This is a genomic window from Paenibacillus uliginis N3/975, from assembly GCF_900177425.1.
Taxonomy (GTDB): domain Bacteria; phylum Bacillota; class Bacilli; order Paenibacillales; family Paenibacillaceae; genus Paenibacillus_AQ; species Paenibacillus_AQ uliginis.
The window spans coordinates 1,029,499-1,043,163 of sequence record NZ_LT840184.1 but is presented as its reverse complement, the minus strand read 5'-3'; the positions used below and the strand labels follow the sequence as shown (position 1 = coordinate 1,043,163).

12 protein-coding genes and 5 tRNA genes are annotated in these 13,665 nt (G+C 45.7%); 2 read left to right on the top strand and 15 right to left on the bottom strand.

The features are described from left to right. Positions 1-4 precede the first annotated feature (4 nt). The 10 genes from B9N86_RS04885 to B9N86_RS04840 all read right to left on the bottom strand — a co-directional run bounded on the left by B9N86_RS04885 (position 5) and on the right by B9N86_RS04840 (position 6,584). On the bottom strand, positions 5-1,015 hold the full coding sequence (locus B9N86_RS04885) for an ABC transporter substrate-binding protein (RefSeq protein ID WP_208918016.1): 1,011 nt from the start codon (positions 1,013-1,015) through the stop codon (positions 5-7). A 110-nt stretch (positions 1,016-1,125) separates the two neighbouring features. Continuing rightward, positions 1,126-2,721 carry an AraC family transcriptional regulator gene (locus tag B9N86_RS04880; protein WP_244562949.1) on the bottom strand — a complete coding sequence of 532 codons (1,596 nt, stop codon included), beginning with the start codon at positions 2,719-2,721 and terminating at the stop codon, positions 1,126-1,128. A gap of 313 nt (positions 2,722-3,034) precedes the next feature. Then, positions 3,035-3,376 carry a KGG domain-containing protein gene (locus B9N86_RS04875; protein WP_208918014.1) on the bottom strand — a complete coding sequence of 114 codons (342 nt, stop codon included), beginning with the start codon at positions 3,374-3,376 and terminating at the stop codon, positions 3,035-3,037. A gap of 892 nt (positions 3,377-4,268) precedes the next feature. Further along, positions 4,269-4,351, bottom strand: a tRNA-Leu gene (locus B9N86_RS04870). Between the two features lie 28 nt (positions 4,352-4,379). Then, positions 4,380-4,455 (bottom strand) — tRNA-Lys (locus tag B9N86_RS04865). An 87-nt stretch (positions 4,456-4,542) separates the two neighbouring features. After that, positions 4,543-4,617: transfer RNA gene (locus tag B9N86_RS04860), tRNA-Glu, on the bottom strand. Positions 4,618-4,731: 114 nt separating this feature from the next. Further along, positions 4,732-5,427, bottom strand: coding sequence for a Type 1 glutamine amidotransferase-like domain-containing protein (locus B9N86_RS04855; RefSeq protein ID WP_208920096.1), 696 nt, complete (start codon positions 5,425-5,427; stop codon positions 4,732-4,734). Positions 5,428-5,898: 471 nt separating this feature from the next. Then, positions 5,899-5,987: transfer RNA gene (locus B9N86_RS04850), tRNA-Ser, on the bottom strand. Positions 5,988-5,993: 6 nt separating this feature from the next. Next, positions 5,994-6,069, bottom strand: a tRNA-Asn gene (locus B9N86_RS04845). A gap of 44 nt (positions 6,070-6,113) precedes the next feature. After that, positions 6,114-6,584, bottom strand: a complete 471-nt coding sequence (locus B9N86_RS04840) for a SprT family protein (RefSeq protein WP_208918013.1) — start codon at positions 6,582-6,584, stop codon at positions 6,114-6,116. A gap of 203 nt (positions 6,585-6,787) precedes the next feature. Between B9N86_RS04840 and B9N86_RS04835 the strand changes: the two genes are divergently transcribed. Continuing rightward, the gene (locus tag B9N86_RS04835) at positions 6,788-7,138 is read left to right on the top strand and encodes a hydrolase/acyltransferase (RefSeq protein ID WP_208920095.1); all 351 of its coding nucleotides are present in this window, start codon (positions 6,788-6,790) and stop codon (positions 7,136-7,138) included. A 79-nt stretch (positions 7,139-7,217) separates the two neighbouring features. Further along, a complete protein-coding gene (gene cmpA, locus B9N86_RS04830) occupies positions 7,218-7,346 on the top strand; it encodes a cortex morphogenetic protein CmpA (RefSeq protein WP_208918012.1) in 129 nt (42 codons plus the stop codon). Positions 7,347-7,526: 180 nt separating this feature from the next. Here the strand turns inward: cmpA and B9N86_RS04825 are convergent, their stop codons facing one another. The 5 genes from B9N86_RS04825 to B9N86_RS04805 form a co-directional block, all read right to left on the bottom strand. Continuing rightward, positions 7,527-9,737: a Tex family protein gene (locus B9N86_RS04825; protein WP_280174967.1), complete on the bottom strand. Its 2,211-nt coding sequence runs from the start codon at positions 9,735-9,737 to the stop codon at positions 7,527-7,529. Positions 9,738-10,162: 425 nt separating this feature from the next. Further along, positions 10,163-10,513 carry a type II toxin-antitoxin system PemK/MazF family toxin gene (locus tag B9N86_RS04820; RefSeq protein ID WP_208918011.1) on the bottom strand — a complete coding sequence of 117 codons (351 nt, stop codon included), beginning with the start codon at positions 10,511-10,513 and terminating at the stop codon, positions 10,163-10,165. A 3-nt stretch (positions 10,514-10,516) separates the two neighbouring features. After that, positions 10,517-10,798: a CopG family ribbon-helix-helix protein gene (locus B9N86_RS04815; protein ID WP_046681343.1), complete on the bottom strand. Its 282-nt coding sequence runs from the start codon at positions 10,796-10,798 to the stop codon at positions 10,517-10,519. Positions 10,799-11,031: 233 nt separating this feature from the next. Continuing rightward, positions 11,032-12,210, bottom strand: coding sequence for an alanine racemase (alr, locus tag B9N86_RS04810; RefSeq protein ID WP_208918010.1), 1,179 nt, complete (start codon positions 12,208-12,210; stop codon positions 11,032-11,034). Positions 12,211-12,486: 276 nt separating this feature from the next. Then, positions 12,487-13,593, bottom strand: coding sequence for a LolA family protein (locus B9N86_RS04805; protein WP_208918009.1), 1,107 nt, complete (start codon positions 13,591-13,593; stop codon positions 12,487-12,489). Positions 13,594-13,665: the final 72 nt, after the last annotated feature.

The window sequence follows — 13,665 nt, the reverse complement described above, 5'->3', positions numbered from 1 at the left end:
TGATCTATTTTGTGAGATGGCTTACCGCTTCCTTCAAAAACTGAATTTTGCTGTAGGCTGTTCCGCCTTGAGCCAAGGGATCGACAACATTAACAAAAACGTGATCGTCCTTGAAAGCCTTAATGTTCTTCATGATCGGATCGTTCTTGAATTTCTCAAGCGCATCCGGTGTTTCTTTGTTCTCTGCTGGAGAGAACTGGATGAACAAATAGTCCGGATTCATGTCTGCAAATTTCTCTTTAGAGATCAATTCCTGTGCTTTTGCTGCTTTCACTTCCTCAGGAACTGCGATCCCAAGATCTTCATACAATACCGGATTAAAGAATACAGCGTCCGGATAAATGTACTGCTCTCCACCCCGGATCCTTAACGCAACAACCTTTTTATCCTTAAGGGAATCTCCAAGCTGAGATTTGGCCGCATCCAGGTCAGTTTTGTATTGGGCAATTTCTTTCTCTGCCTGCTCCTGTTTGCCACTTAACTCCCCGAGCAGTCTTAAGTTACTCTCCCAGTTCGTCGAGATATGGGAATACGGAATTGTCGGTGCAATTTTGTTCAACTGCTCAATAACCTCCGGTTTGGCTTTGGAAGATGCCAGAATGACATCTGGTTTCAATGACAAAATGGTTTCGAAATTCGGTTCCATTTTTTCTCCAACGGATTGAGCATCTTTCGTTATGGATTGAAACAAAGGAGGGAACTCCCCTGCAAAAGTAATGGCCCCAACAGGATTAACTTCCAAAACAATGGAATCCTCCATGGCTTCGACAGCACCTGTGATAACAATTCGCTCTGTCTTAGTTGGCAGTGTGTACTCTTGGTCCAGATATTTCACAACTTTGGTATCTGCAGTCTGAGGAGCATCTGCTTTTTTCTCTGTGGATTCATTCTGCGAAGCATTGTTTTGGGATTCACTATTAACGGCCTGCTCTTTTCCTTGCTTATCTCCACCACAAGCCGATAAAATCATGGCCATCACTAGGAATAACCCCAGCATAAACTTCATTTTTTTCATCTCTTTCTTGTTCCCCTTTCAACGGTCACCCTGTAATTGATAATGATTATCATTATTAATAATGGTAAGGGATGAACGTTCATTACACCATGGACAAATCACCGAATCTATCATGGACAATTTCCGGAAAAGGTTTTAGCAGCCTCTTCAGCCATTAGTTCCAGTGCAATCGGTGAATATTCTCGCCAGGGATAGGAGGATATCTGATGAAACCTTCCTTCTCTAACAGCAGGTATCGTCATCCAATCCGGAGAAGATTGCAGTTCTCGCCAGTATTCAAGCGTTTCCGAATCCTGACGGACCAAAAGAAAAATATGATCTGCCTCCATTGTCTTTATCTTGTCAACAGTTAAGGGGACATCGTCAGTCATTTTTTCTATAAGGGAAGGTGAAAGAAAGTCCAGATTGTCATACAGCACTTCTCTTATACCGTGGCTTCTATATGAGACCAGTTCATGATCATGAAGACGTGCGGTCAAAATCGTTGGCGGATCTTTGATTTCCCTGAAAATCTCATGCCGGAAGGAGCGTAATTTACTATAAAATGACTCTATCCACTGCTGTGCCTCTACATTTTTATCAAGTAAATGTGCCATCCACAGTAGCTGCTCCTCCCACCCAACACTTTCCTCAGGAAGTTCATAAACAGGAGCAATCTGCTGCAACCGCTCCTTCTCCCATAATTCCAGATCCTGTGAACAGATAATAAGCTCCGGCTGTGATAATTCAAGCTTTTCCAGATTACCTGTTTTGTTATGATTTTGGCGGAACGCATTCAAGTGTACAGGGATATCCGGACCAAGGTTATGATAGTAATTCCAAGACCATTTGGGATGCAACGGCGCTGCATACGGAATGATATTAAGCGGTATTAAATAACCTAATAGGGAGGTTGAACCATAGACGGCTAGTTTATTTTTTCGTTTTTTTATGTAGGCCGACGGAGATAGACCAAATTCTTTTTTGAACTTTCGACTGAAATAAAATTCGTCTTTATACCCCACCATGTGCGCGACTTCCTTAAGAATGCGTCCTGAACCCAACATTAATTGTTTCGCCTTATTCATTCTGACCTGAGCCAGATATTCCATCGCACTAAGACTATACGTTTTTTTAAACATATCCATATAATATTTGGGACTGAGTTCGGCCATACCGGCAAGCTGGTCAATCGTTAATTCTTCATGATAGTGATTGTCCATGTATTCTCTGGTCCGTTCCAATCCCTGAGTTTTATCGCTCTTGGCATTCAAATTGCCCAAAAATAACATCTCTTGCAGCAATTCTTGAAAATCCAGCTGAGCCCGCCATTGTTTAAAGTCATCATCACTTCGAAAATGCTCATATATGGATCGACAGAACAAACTCAATCGATCTGCTGAACTTAGCGTCAATGCACCATCGTACTGAAGTATTTTTTCGGCGTCAGCCTCCTCCAGCTGTCTCCTGCATAACGATTCTTTATAGAAGTTAAAATAAATGACGGCAACAGACACCGATTCCGCACCATGCCTGTTTATTCCGAAAGTTGTACCACCCGGGCAAAAGTAAGCAAATTCTTTTCCCATCCGATTTTTACGATCTTCTCTTTCCAGAAAAGCCTCTCCTCCGAGCAAAACAACAAGTGCTGGTTGAAGCGTAAGCCGCTGTTCCAGATGCATGCCTTCCAGAGTGAACACTTCTATATTCCACAATTTGATTGTCAAAGAGTTGAATGTTGTTTGCTGCTTTCCTTTGCCGTTGCTGTCTTTCCTTATATTCAATATCAAAACAAATTCCGCCCTTATATGAGAATGGTTATCATTATCATATAAATAACATATTCCTAGTCACTCTGTCCAGAAAACTACTGCTATTCTTCTGTAGCCTGTACAGTAAGAAATAAAACAGCCATAGCCGGGTTCAGCCCCAGACTATGGCTATTCCTAATTACTTATGAAGGTTCCACCTGACAAAGTAACAGCAAGTTACAGGGTTACTACCTTAAAGAAGATACGTTATATATCATCTGCTCTTATATTAACCTAGCCGTTGACGTGCTCTGGCCTGACCGCCTTTACGTCCCGCTTCCTCTCGGCTCAACTTGCCGCTATTTCCACCATTACTGGAGTTATTGCGGGACTCGCCACCTTTTTGACCAATTTCTTGATAAAACTCTTTACCCTGGGAGTCAGAAGTAGCTTCTCCGCCCTTCCTGCCAATCTCCTGATAGAACTGTCTATTGTGAGAATCTGACGTTGCCTTGCCACCCTTACGTCCGATCTCCTGATAAAACTCTTTATTATGGTTCTTGGCTGTTGCTACTCCACCTAACCGTCCTGCTTCTTCACGGCTCATTTTACCAGTGTTGTTTCTAGCCATTACGAATCACTCCTTATAGGTTTTTGGGAAGTTGCCTGTCCATGGTATCCTATTAACCGCTGGACCAAAAATGAAACATCATTTACTTCTCAAGGACGCCCCTGCGAACCCCTCGTTCGGACCGTTAAAAGACCCATCTCCAAATTAAATTGGAAATGGGTCCGAATAATTAAATACCTATAAAGTATAGCCGATATTCAGTAATTGTTTTTTGGCTCAAATCCAAAATCGTTGCTTGCATTAAGCAATGAAGCCGCTACGTGGATGGATCGTTCTTACGATCGCTGTTGTCCCCAAATTTCTTATGAATCAACTTTTAAAGTGGATGAAATTCGGGGACAGTTTATGCTTCCGATGTGAGCTTTCCTGTGGAAAGCTTTCGGGCGAACGCTTCGCTTCTTCAGATCGATTCCATCCCCTCCGCTACTTTGCTTTTTATATCAAGAACTGATTATTAGATTGAGCCTGTTTTTTTAGATCGAAATCCTTAGGTTTGGGGTGAGAACGCCATTTCGCCCCTTTTTTAATCCACTCTTTAAGATATCCTATATAGGTATATCCTAAATCATCATCATGATATCCAAATTCAAACCCCTATCGAAATCCTCTTATTGCTGAATTCTCCTAAGTGATGTTTGCGATCGACTAAATTTTTAACGTTTCTAAAGTTATATTGTTTAGAATTAGATCCGGACACTCTTCGAACTGTATAGACTGCTTTTACAAATTGATCCTGAAGCGTGAATTGGATCATACTAATGACCTGGATACCTATACGAATTATTCAGAAGAGCTGGTGGAGGATAAACGCAAAAAGGAACAGCTAAGCAGGAAATATCTCCTGCAAAAACGCCAAAAAAAGCCCCTGCAAAAATGCAGGAGCTTTTTAGTATGCGGTAGAGAGGACTCGAACCTCCACGGGTATACACCCACTACCCCCTCAAGATAGCGTGTCTGCCATTCCACCACTACCGCATATTATAAGGGATGAAACTGTAAAGAATGGTGAGCCATGAAGGACTCGAACCTTCGACACCCTGATTAAAAGTCAGGTGCTCTACCAACTGAGCTAATGGCTCTCGATGACAATCAAAGTGGCTGCCATAAAAGTAATTTTATGCTTCGACGAACCGCCGGGGTTCTCATCCCCTGAAGCGAGTAAATAATGGTGACCCGTAGGGGATTCGAACCCCTGTTACCTCCGTGAAAGGGAGGTGTCTTAACCCCTTGACCAACGGGCCTTATTTTCAACATCGCCGTGACGACAAGATTGAGTATAGCATAAAAATAAAACTGATGACAAGCTTTTTTTATATGTTTTTTTAAAAAATTTTAGTTTTTATCCTTCATCAAATTCACCCCAAAAATTTCGTTGCTATCGATTCCTCTATCACGGTATTCCCCTTACATTTTAAGTAATAGGCTTGGGCATTCGGTCTTGAACTTACAACACCAAACAATTGACCATCTTTAAAATGGATTGCTGCCCCGTCATCTGCCGCATATCCTGCTTGAATACCGCCATTACGAATGAGCTCGCGATAGGCTGGTCTTCTTTTATTTTCTCCGTCATAATGCGGGCAGTGACTCCCTTGCAACAGACCTAGCCCCTCTAACTTGTACAACGGTGCATTCAGGGGATCTGTCAGTCCCTCTTCAAACCAACAAATAGAGCCTGCACTCAAGCCTGTTAAAATCACACCCTTTTGGTAAGCTGCCTTCAAGACCTTATCCACTCCCCATTCCTTCCATAGGAGAAGCATATTTCTCGTGTTTCCCCCGCCGACATAGATAATGTCATGCTCAAGTATGTATGATTCCAAATCCTTAAAGTTCGGTTGAAACAGCGATAAGTGATTGGGGATGCAAGATAAAGTGTTGAATGCTTTATAAAATCTTTCAACATAGTTGTCTTGATCACCGCTAGCCGTAGGGATGAAGCATACTTTAGGGTGTTTCTCCGGGGATTGGGCCAGCACATATTCATCCAATAACAGATTATCTGGCTCCATGGAGAATCCCCCTCCACCCATCGCAATGATTTGTTTCATCATAGGTCGCTCCCTCCCCCTTTTTTCTAGACTGCGATGCTTGATCCTACCGATGCCTATGCTCCGACGAACCCTTGGGAGGGTTCTCCTCCCTTTGCAAAAAAGCTCCCTTCGCTTTCGCGTCGAGAGCTTTGATGATGTTATTCAGAACGGAGAGAGAGGGATACTCACTTCGCTCGAGACTGCGATGCTATTCCTACCGAAGCTCAGGCTCCGACACCCCCTCTTTTGAGGTTCTCATCCCTGTACATACAAAAATGACCCATCGCATATGCTACAGGTCATTTTCTAATCGATGTTATTTCTAAACGGAGAGAGAGGGATACTCTCACTTCGCTTGAGACTGCGATGCTATTCCTACCGAAGCTCAGGCTCCGACGCCCCCTCTTTTGAGGGTTCTCATCCCTGTACATACAAAAATGACCCATCGCATATGCTACAGGTCATTTTCTAATCGATGTTATTTCTAAACGGAGAGAGAGGGATTCGAACCCTCGCACCGCTTACGCAGTCTAACCCCTTAGCAGAGGGTCCCCTTATAGCCACTTGGGTATCTCTCCAATGAATGGCTCCCCGAACAGGACTCGAACCTGTGACAACTCGATTAACAGTCGAGTGCTCTACCAACTGAGCTATCAGGGAACATTATGAAGTAACTGAATATTAATTTACCATGATGTGCGCTTTCAGTCAAGCGGCAGAAGACGAAGACGACCACTGCAGCGGCCACAGCGGTAACGCGTTGGATCCATTTTTCGTTTGCGCTTGTATTCTGTTCCACAATCCACACACCGCAGCACATAGCGATAGGGCTCTGGTTTTCGTTGTTTATCCTGCGGTTTTACAATTGCTTTACAGAAACGGCTGCCACCTACAGCCTTAAGCAGTGTTTTGAAATCGGAATCACGATGCTTATACCCCCGTCCTGCCAGATGTAGATGATAATGGCATAGCTCATGCTTTATAATCTTTTCCACCTCTTCTCGCCCATGAATCTCAAGCTGGTGAGGATTAATTTCTATATTGTGGCTCTTCATAAAATACCGCCCGCCTGTGGTGGAAAGCCTACGGTTAAACAAAGCACGGTGCCTAAATGGAACATGAAAACTTTTAATCGAGATCTCTTCCACCCAAGCCTGAAGCTCTTCGTTACTCATCTCATGCATAACGTCTGCCTTCTCCCTTTCCGCATTCCTTTATTTGTGCACACGACACGCGAAGGATACTACTTGAATTTTAACTTCTCTCTAAGCTACACTGTCAAGTAAGGATGATGCAAATGAACGGCTTTCGTCAAACGATCAGAATGAATTTTGCAAATAATCTGAAGCAGGAAAGTATGAAGGGAGAACTTACAATCATGCCGAACATGCGTTATGTGATTTTACAGCTGAACGATAAACTGCAATACGTGGAGATGCCTTCGGATTACGCTTACCAGCTTAGCGCGCTCAATCTGCGGCTCAATAAGGAATTCAGCAAGTTGACCGCACCGGACAAGCCGGAGCTTCCGCTCGCCATAGCTGAATGTGATAACCTGGACTTGCTTCAGGAATCTGCGCAATTGGTCAGTGGTCTTGACTACATAAATGAATTGGAGCGCACCTTTGCTTCCCTGGATGAGACTCATTATCCGCTCATATCTCTGCTCACTGAAATTCGCGCCCTACAGGCACAGCTAGAGCAGTGGTATGAAGAAGAAGCCGTTTAAAAATAGGTAGACCTGCACGCTTTGGGCGTCTTCCCCATATGCTATCCATACAGACGGATCGCAAGAGGAGGAGATACCCTTGCCGCAATGGCTCTGCAATCAACTGACACGTGCCTTTCGCAAAAAGGACAGACGCCAAATCAAACTACTGAACGAGTGCTGGTTTTTTTACCGAAACTCCCCGGGTGAGAGCTCGGATGCCCAATAAAGGGTGCACAATATTATCCATATCAGGTATGCGAACAAGCCAGACCAAGGGTCCGGCTTGTTTTAGTTTATTTTGAGATGATTTCAAGTTTATTCCCGATCATTCAAAACTGCGCGTTAAAAGCCAATCTCTTAACAAAAAGCCCCGATCCAGCACTGGATTCGGGGCTTCTCGTTATTCTTATTGGTCCTTCGGCTTACGCATAGTCAAACCGACGCGGCCTTTTTTCAAATCTACATTCAATACCCATACGGTTACATTGTCACCGACTGATACAACATCCATCGGATGTTTGACATACCCATCGCTGAGCTGTGAAATATGAACTAATCCATCACTCTTGATACCGATATCAACAAAGGCACCAAAGTCGATTACGTTGCGGACGGTCCCCTGAAGCTCCATTCCAGGGAGCAGGTCTTCAATCTTCAACACATCCGTACGGAAGATCGGAAGCGGCAGCTCCTCCCGTGGATCACGGCCAGGGCGCTGGAGGCTATCCAGGATATCCCGCAGAGTCGGTACACCGACTTCCAGCTTCACAGCCAGATTTTCGGTCGCTTGTCCATCTAGGAGTTCAGACAACTCTTTCGTTCCAACTTTGTCCGAGCTAACATTCAGCTCCTTGAACAACCGGTCCACCACAGGATAAGATTCCGGGTGAATTGGTGTACTGTCTAGCGTATTATCCCCGTCAGAAATCCGCATAAAACCCACACATTGTTCAAAGGTTTTAGCCCCAAGACGAGGCACCTTCTGAAGCTGCTTCCGGCTGACAAACTTTCCGTTCTCTTCCCGGTATTTCACAATGTTCTTGGCGATTGTCGCATTAATACCCGCCACATAAGACAGCAGGGATGGAGAAGCCGTATTAACATCAACACCAACATGGTTAACTGCCGACTCCACAACCGCCTTCAGACTTTCCTCCAAATGCTTTTGCGATACATCGTGCTGATACTGTCCCACACCGATCGATTTCGGATCAATCTTCACCAGCTCAGCCAGTGGATCTTGAACACGGCGGGCAATCGAGGCTGCACTTCGTTCCGCTACATCGAGATCAGGGAACTCCTCTTGGGCCAGCTTGGAGGCTGAGTACACACTTGCTCCCGCTTCATTAACGATCAAATACGCCAGATCAGGATCGCCAATGTCAGAAATAACCTCAGCAACAAACTGCTCCGTCTCCCGGGATCCGGTACCGTTTCCGATAACAATTAGCTGGATTCCATATTTGGTGATGAGCTCTTTAAATTTAGCGGCTGCCTCCCGCTTTTTATTGTTCGGAGGCGTAGGGTATGTCACAGCTACTTCAAGCAGTTTACCTGTATCATCCACCACAGCCAGCTTACAGCCCGTACGGTAAGCCGGGTCAACCCCAAGCACACAGCGTCCCTTCACCGGCGGCTGCAGCAGCAGACTGCGCAAATTCCCCGCAAAAATAGAGATAGCTTGGTTCTCACCTTTCTCCGTCAGCTCACCTCGAACTTCCCGCTCAATGGAAGGGGCAATCAGGCGCTTGTAAGCATCCTCAATAACCGCGTTCAAAATATCGGATACCATAGATGTGCCGCTTAATACCTGTTTGCCAATATATCCGTGAATCGACTCGGGCGGAACCTCCAGACCAACCTTGAGGATATTCTCGCGTTCCCCCCGGTTGATAGCCAGGATACGGTGAGGCGGCATTTTTTTGGCCAGCTCACGGTATTCGTAATAATTCTCGTAGACGGACTCCGCTTCCTTATCCTTGGCTTCGGAGGTCAATATGCCGTGATCCATACTATAGCGACGCACCCAGGAACGAACAGTAGCATCATCAGCGATATTTTCCGCTAAAATGTCCATTGCGCCTTGAAGCGCTTCTTCCGCCGTAGCCACTCCTTTTTCTTCATCCACATAGTTCGCAGCTTCCGTCAGGGCGTCCCCTTGCTTCGGCTGATTCCAAATCCAGGAGGCTAAAGGCTCAAGTCCTTTCTCCTTCGCCACACTAGCGCGTGTCTTCCGCTTTTGCTTGTACGGACGGTACAAGTCTTCCACTTCCTGAAGCTTCACCGCTTGATCAATCGACGATCTGAGTTCGTCGGTCAGTTTGCCCTGCTCATCTATAATCCGGATGACTTCCCGCTTGCGAACCTCCAGATTACGCAAATAGTTGGTACGGTCTTCGATATCACGAAGGCGGTTCTCATCCAGTTCCCCTGTCATCTCTTTGCGGTAGCGTGCGATAAACGGTATCGTATTTCCTTCATCCAGCAGTTCAACGGTCGTACGGACCTGCTTGACTGACAACTGAAGCTCCTTGGCGATTTGTTTGACGATCCTCTCATACTCTTCTTTGCGGATCTGTTCCTCATTCACTTCCACGACAGCTTCTAATTCAGACAATGTTTATCCCTCTCTCTTCAAAAAACTATACAACCATTATCCCAAATCTTCGCCTGCATTTCCAGCTTGCCCAACTTGTCTCCTCTTTTAAGTAAACCTTAATCTGCTTTTCATCTGTTTTTAAGATTCTATCTATACAATTATTAAACAAGCATTAAACTAGATTATTCTGTCGTACCATTATATTGGAGGTAATACGGATGAACAACAAGAAGGCATGGGCGTGGTCGGTAGTTTGTTTTGCTACTTTTATTGCAATCACAACTACTGCCTACGTCTTAATACCCGATGGCAGTACCCTTCAACATACGAATTCCAGCAATTCCCCATATCACATGTCTGCAACTAACGAGCAATAACCCGCCGGGATACTTCCCGGCGGGTTATTGCGCCCTATAGGGCTGCTATGTTTAAACGTTAACACACTAGAAATCAATCAAACCCAAACTGATCTGCAGGGAATCATCCACCTTGCTCATCGTTTCCTCGTCCAGATGGGTGATCTTATCGGTTAACCGCTGCTTATCAATCGTTCGGATCTGCTCCAGCAAAATTACGGAATCTCGGTCAAATCCATGGGCCGCCGCGTCTATTTCAACGTGGGTCGGAAGTTTAGCTTTCTGAATTTGTGCGGTTATAGCCGCAACAATTACCGTAGGACTGAACCGGTTACCGATATCGTTCTGAATGACGAGGACCGGTCTTACACCGCCCTGCTCGGAACCGACAACGGGTGAAAGATCCGCAAAAAATACGTCGCCGCGTTTTACGATCACTGTCTACACCCCGCTTACTAAGCGGTCCAGAGTGCTGTCTGCATCTTCCTCCGCGTGAAACGCTTCAGATGCCATAGTCAGGTTGATCTTAGCCATCTCCATGTAACCCCGCTGCATAGATTCACGAATATAACGCTTCTTGCGTTCATTCAAATACAGCTTCATGGCCTGCCTGATAAGCTCACTACGGTTGGAATTTTCCAGCTGAGCAATCCCGTCCACTTCCTGCAAAAGATGATCCGGTAAACTGATCATGATTCGTTTGGTGTTCTGCATGTTGGCCACCTTCTATTCCACCCCCACAACCTTCTTGCCCTGTGCACCAGTATTACGTTATTCAAGGAAATTTATACAAAAGAATATATATGCCGAAGGTATATCAAGTATGCTGCATCTCATTATAAACTACAATCGGCACTTTCGTACAGACTAACTGTCATATTCATAGTTCGTGAAAGTCTGTACTTATTCCTTCTTTCCCGAATAAAATAATGGATAATGCTATCAAAAAAGAAGTGCTACCAAAGGGGGTTCGCCCTTTTAACGGGTATGCCTCCGCGTATATACGCACGCGGCACCCGACGGGCGATCATGCAGACCAATTCATAGTGGATGGTACCCAGCTTAGAGGCCAGCTCATCTGCCGTTATACACGATCCAGACTGCTGGCCGATGAGTACAACCTCTTCACCGACTTTGATTTGTTCCGCCTCCTCGGCGAAAGATTTCAACGATACCATACACTGGTCCATACAAATATTACCGACAACAGGAACGCGGCGGCCGCGTATCAGCACTTCCGCTTTACCGCTCAGCATACGGGAATATCCGTCAGCATAACCGATGGGAAGGGTTCCTATCACTTCTTCCTCCTCGGTTACATACTTGCTGCCATAGCTGATGCCGTAGTTCTGCGGAAGCTTTTTGACATAGACGAGTTGCGTCTTTAACGTCATGACCGGGCTCAAGCTTACCGTTGTTCGATTCACCTCATCGGATGGATACAATCCATATAAACTGATGCCTATCCGCACCATATTATAGGATAGATCAGGAGTATCGATGGCAGCGGCACTATTGCCCGTATGTATGATCGGGATGGTGTAACCCAAATCCCGCAGGGCGTCCGCCACGCTTTTGAATCGCCGGTACTGTTCCAGTGTGTAGTCTTTATTCTCTTCATCTGCTCTTGCAAAATGGGTATACATACCTTCGACAATTACCTGCGGCAGCGAAAAAATCTCTTCCATAAAAGATATGGCAGCTTCGCCCGGAAGCAGACCCAATCGGCCCATTCCACTGTCAATTTTGATGTGCACTTTCAGCCGACGCCCTCCCGCTTCCGGCAGGGCCTTGATCGCTTCGAGCACTTCTGGACTGAACAGGGTCACGGTAATATCATGCTTCCATGCCGTCTCGATCCCTTCTGGAGGCGTGTATCCTAACACAAGAATCGGCATGTGTATCCCCGCCTGACGAAGCTCCAGCGCTTCATCCAAAAAGGCGACGCTTAAATAGTCCGCGCCCAGTTCCTCCATCTCTCGTGCAACCTCTACTGCCCCATGTCCGTATGCATTCGCTTTGACACAGGCCAGAAGCTTCATTTGCTCCGGAAGAGAGCTTCGGAAGCTGTTGTAATTGTCACGCAGATGGTCCAGATTGATATCCGCTTGGGTAGGTCGATATATCACTTGCAATTCCAGTCACCTTCTTACCATTTTGAAAAACATCATGTTCTACAATAGACTAATGGTAATGTTCCTTAAGGCAACTGTCAATTCAGCCGCTGCCGCCAGATTAGTTCAATAGCTTCCCCAGCCCCGCGAACATGCAGAAATGGATCGTTCCTGCTTGAAATATAAGGAAAAATGGAGTTGTGAACCGCACATCCTTACATTTTGAAGAAAGAGGCGAATGGCCTTTATTGCAGAGATTTAACCCTTCTACAATACTCGGTATCCGCCTTCATCGTATTATTTACCCGATTGTTCCTTCATGGAAGCAGCGATTTCAACCATTTCAGAAGTTGGAAGGTTTGCACTCGTGATCCGGAATTCAATCCCTTCCGTCATCCAGGTCAGTGTTTTTTGCTCATCGCCTGTCAGCACGCCCATAGTAAAGCCTAAGTCTATCGCGCTGCCTGGTGCCAGCGACACCGCACGATCCAGCGGACGGGACTCCATGATTGTGTATTGATACACACCGTCATAACGGAGAACGACCGCATGGTCCTTGCTATCTGCAATTTCCTGTGTATCTTTGATCATGACCCCAGCCGGAGTGTATTCAGGCTCAATGATTCCGAATGATCCGAGTTGCTGGGCTGCAGTAGGTTCTGCTTCCGGCCCTTGAGCTTCTCCCGTTCCGTCGGTAGAGGCCACTGGTACTCCATTCTCATCCACTTCAGCCATCGTTTGTTTCTCCGGCTGATTCATCGTGCTGAGGTTACGGTTCGTGTCGAACGATTCTTTTGTCAAATTCGTATCAAAGGTAAATGAGTTGAATTTTACATCCACAACCACTTTAGCCTCAGAGTCAGATACTTGAACCTGCTTTGGTGTGTAGGTGTCCTTGGCAAGCCAAATCTTTTGACGCACGAGGGAATGGCTATGATATTTGGCGGCAACATCAAATACGTAGCTGTCTTTATCCTCCGCGAACTGACGAGTATTATCACTTAAAATGCTGCCGAGCATCGTCTGGTACAGGTACACCTGTCCTTGATTCTCCGGCCAGTCGCTCTTGAAGCGGAAGCTCTTGTTAAGACTTGGCGTAAGAACAAACACCCCATCATCATTGCGCAGTACAATTTGTGTAATGTCCTTCTGTCCGTTGGTCAAGCTGATCCGGTAATAGCTCGGGGATTGATACCATACCTCCACCTGATACTGCTGAGGAGTCGAACCTGTATGTATGGTCATCACTCCAGCACCCTGATAAGCTCCTTTAGCACTCTCCAGCTTATCAGCAACCTTGCCCAGATCCTTTATAACTCCGTCGGCATCCTTCTTTCCACATCCCGATAACACCAAGGTGAAGCTTAATACAGCAGCGAGCAGCACCCATGAAATCCGGCGCATGTCATCATCCCCTTCAGCACATGTTTTGAATTGATTGATACATGTCTATGAGGGACTTGGTCACATTATGCA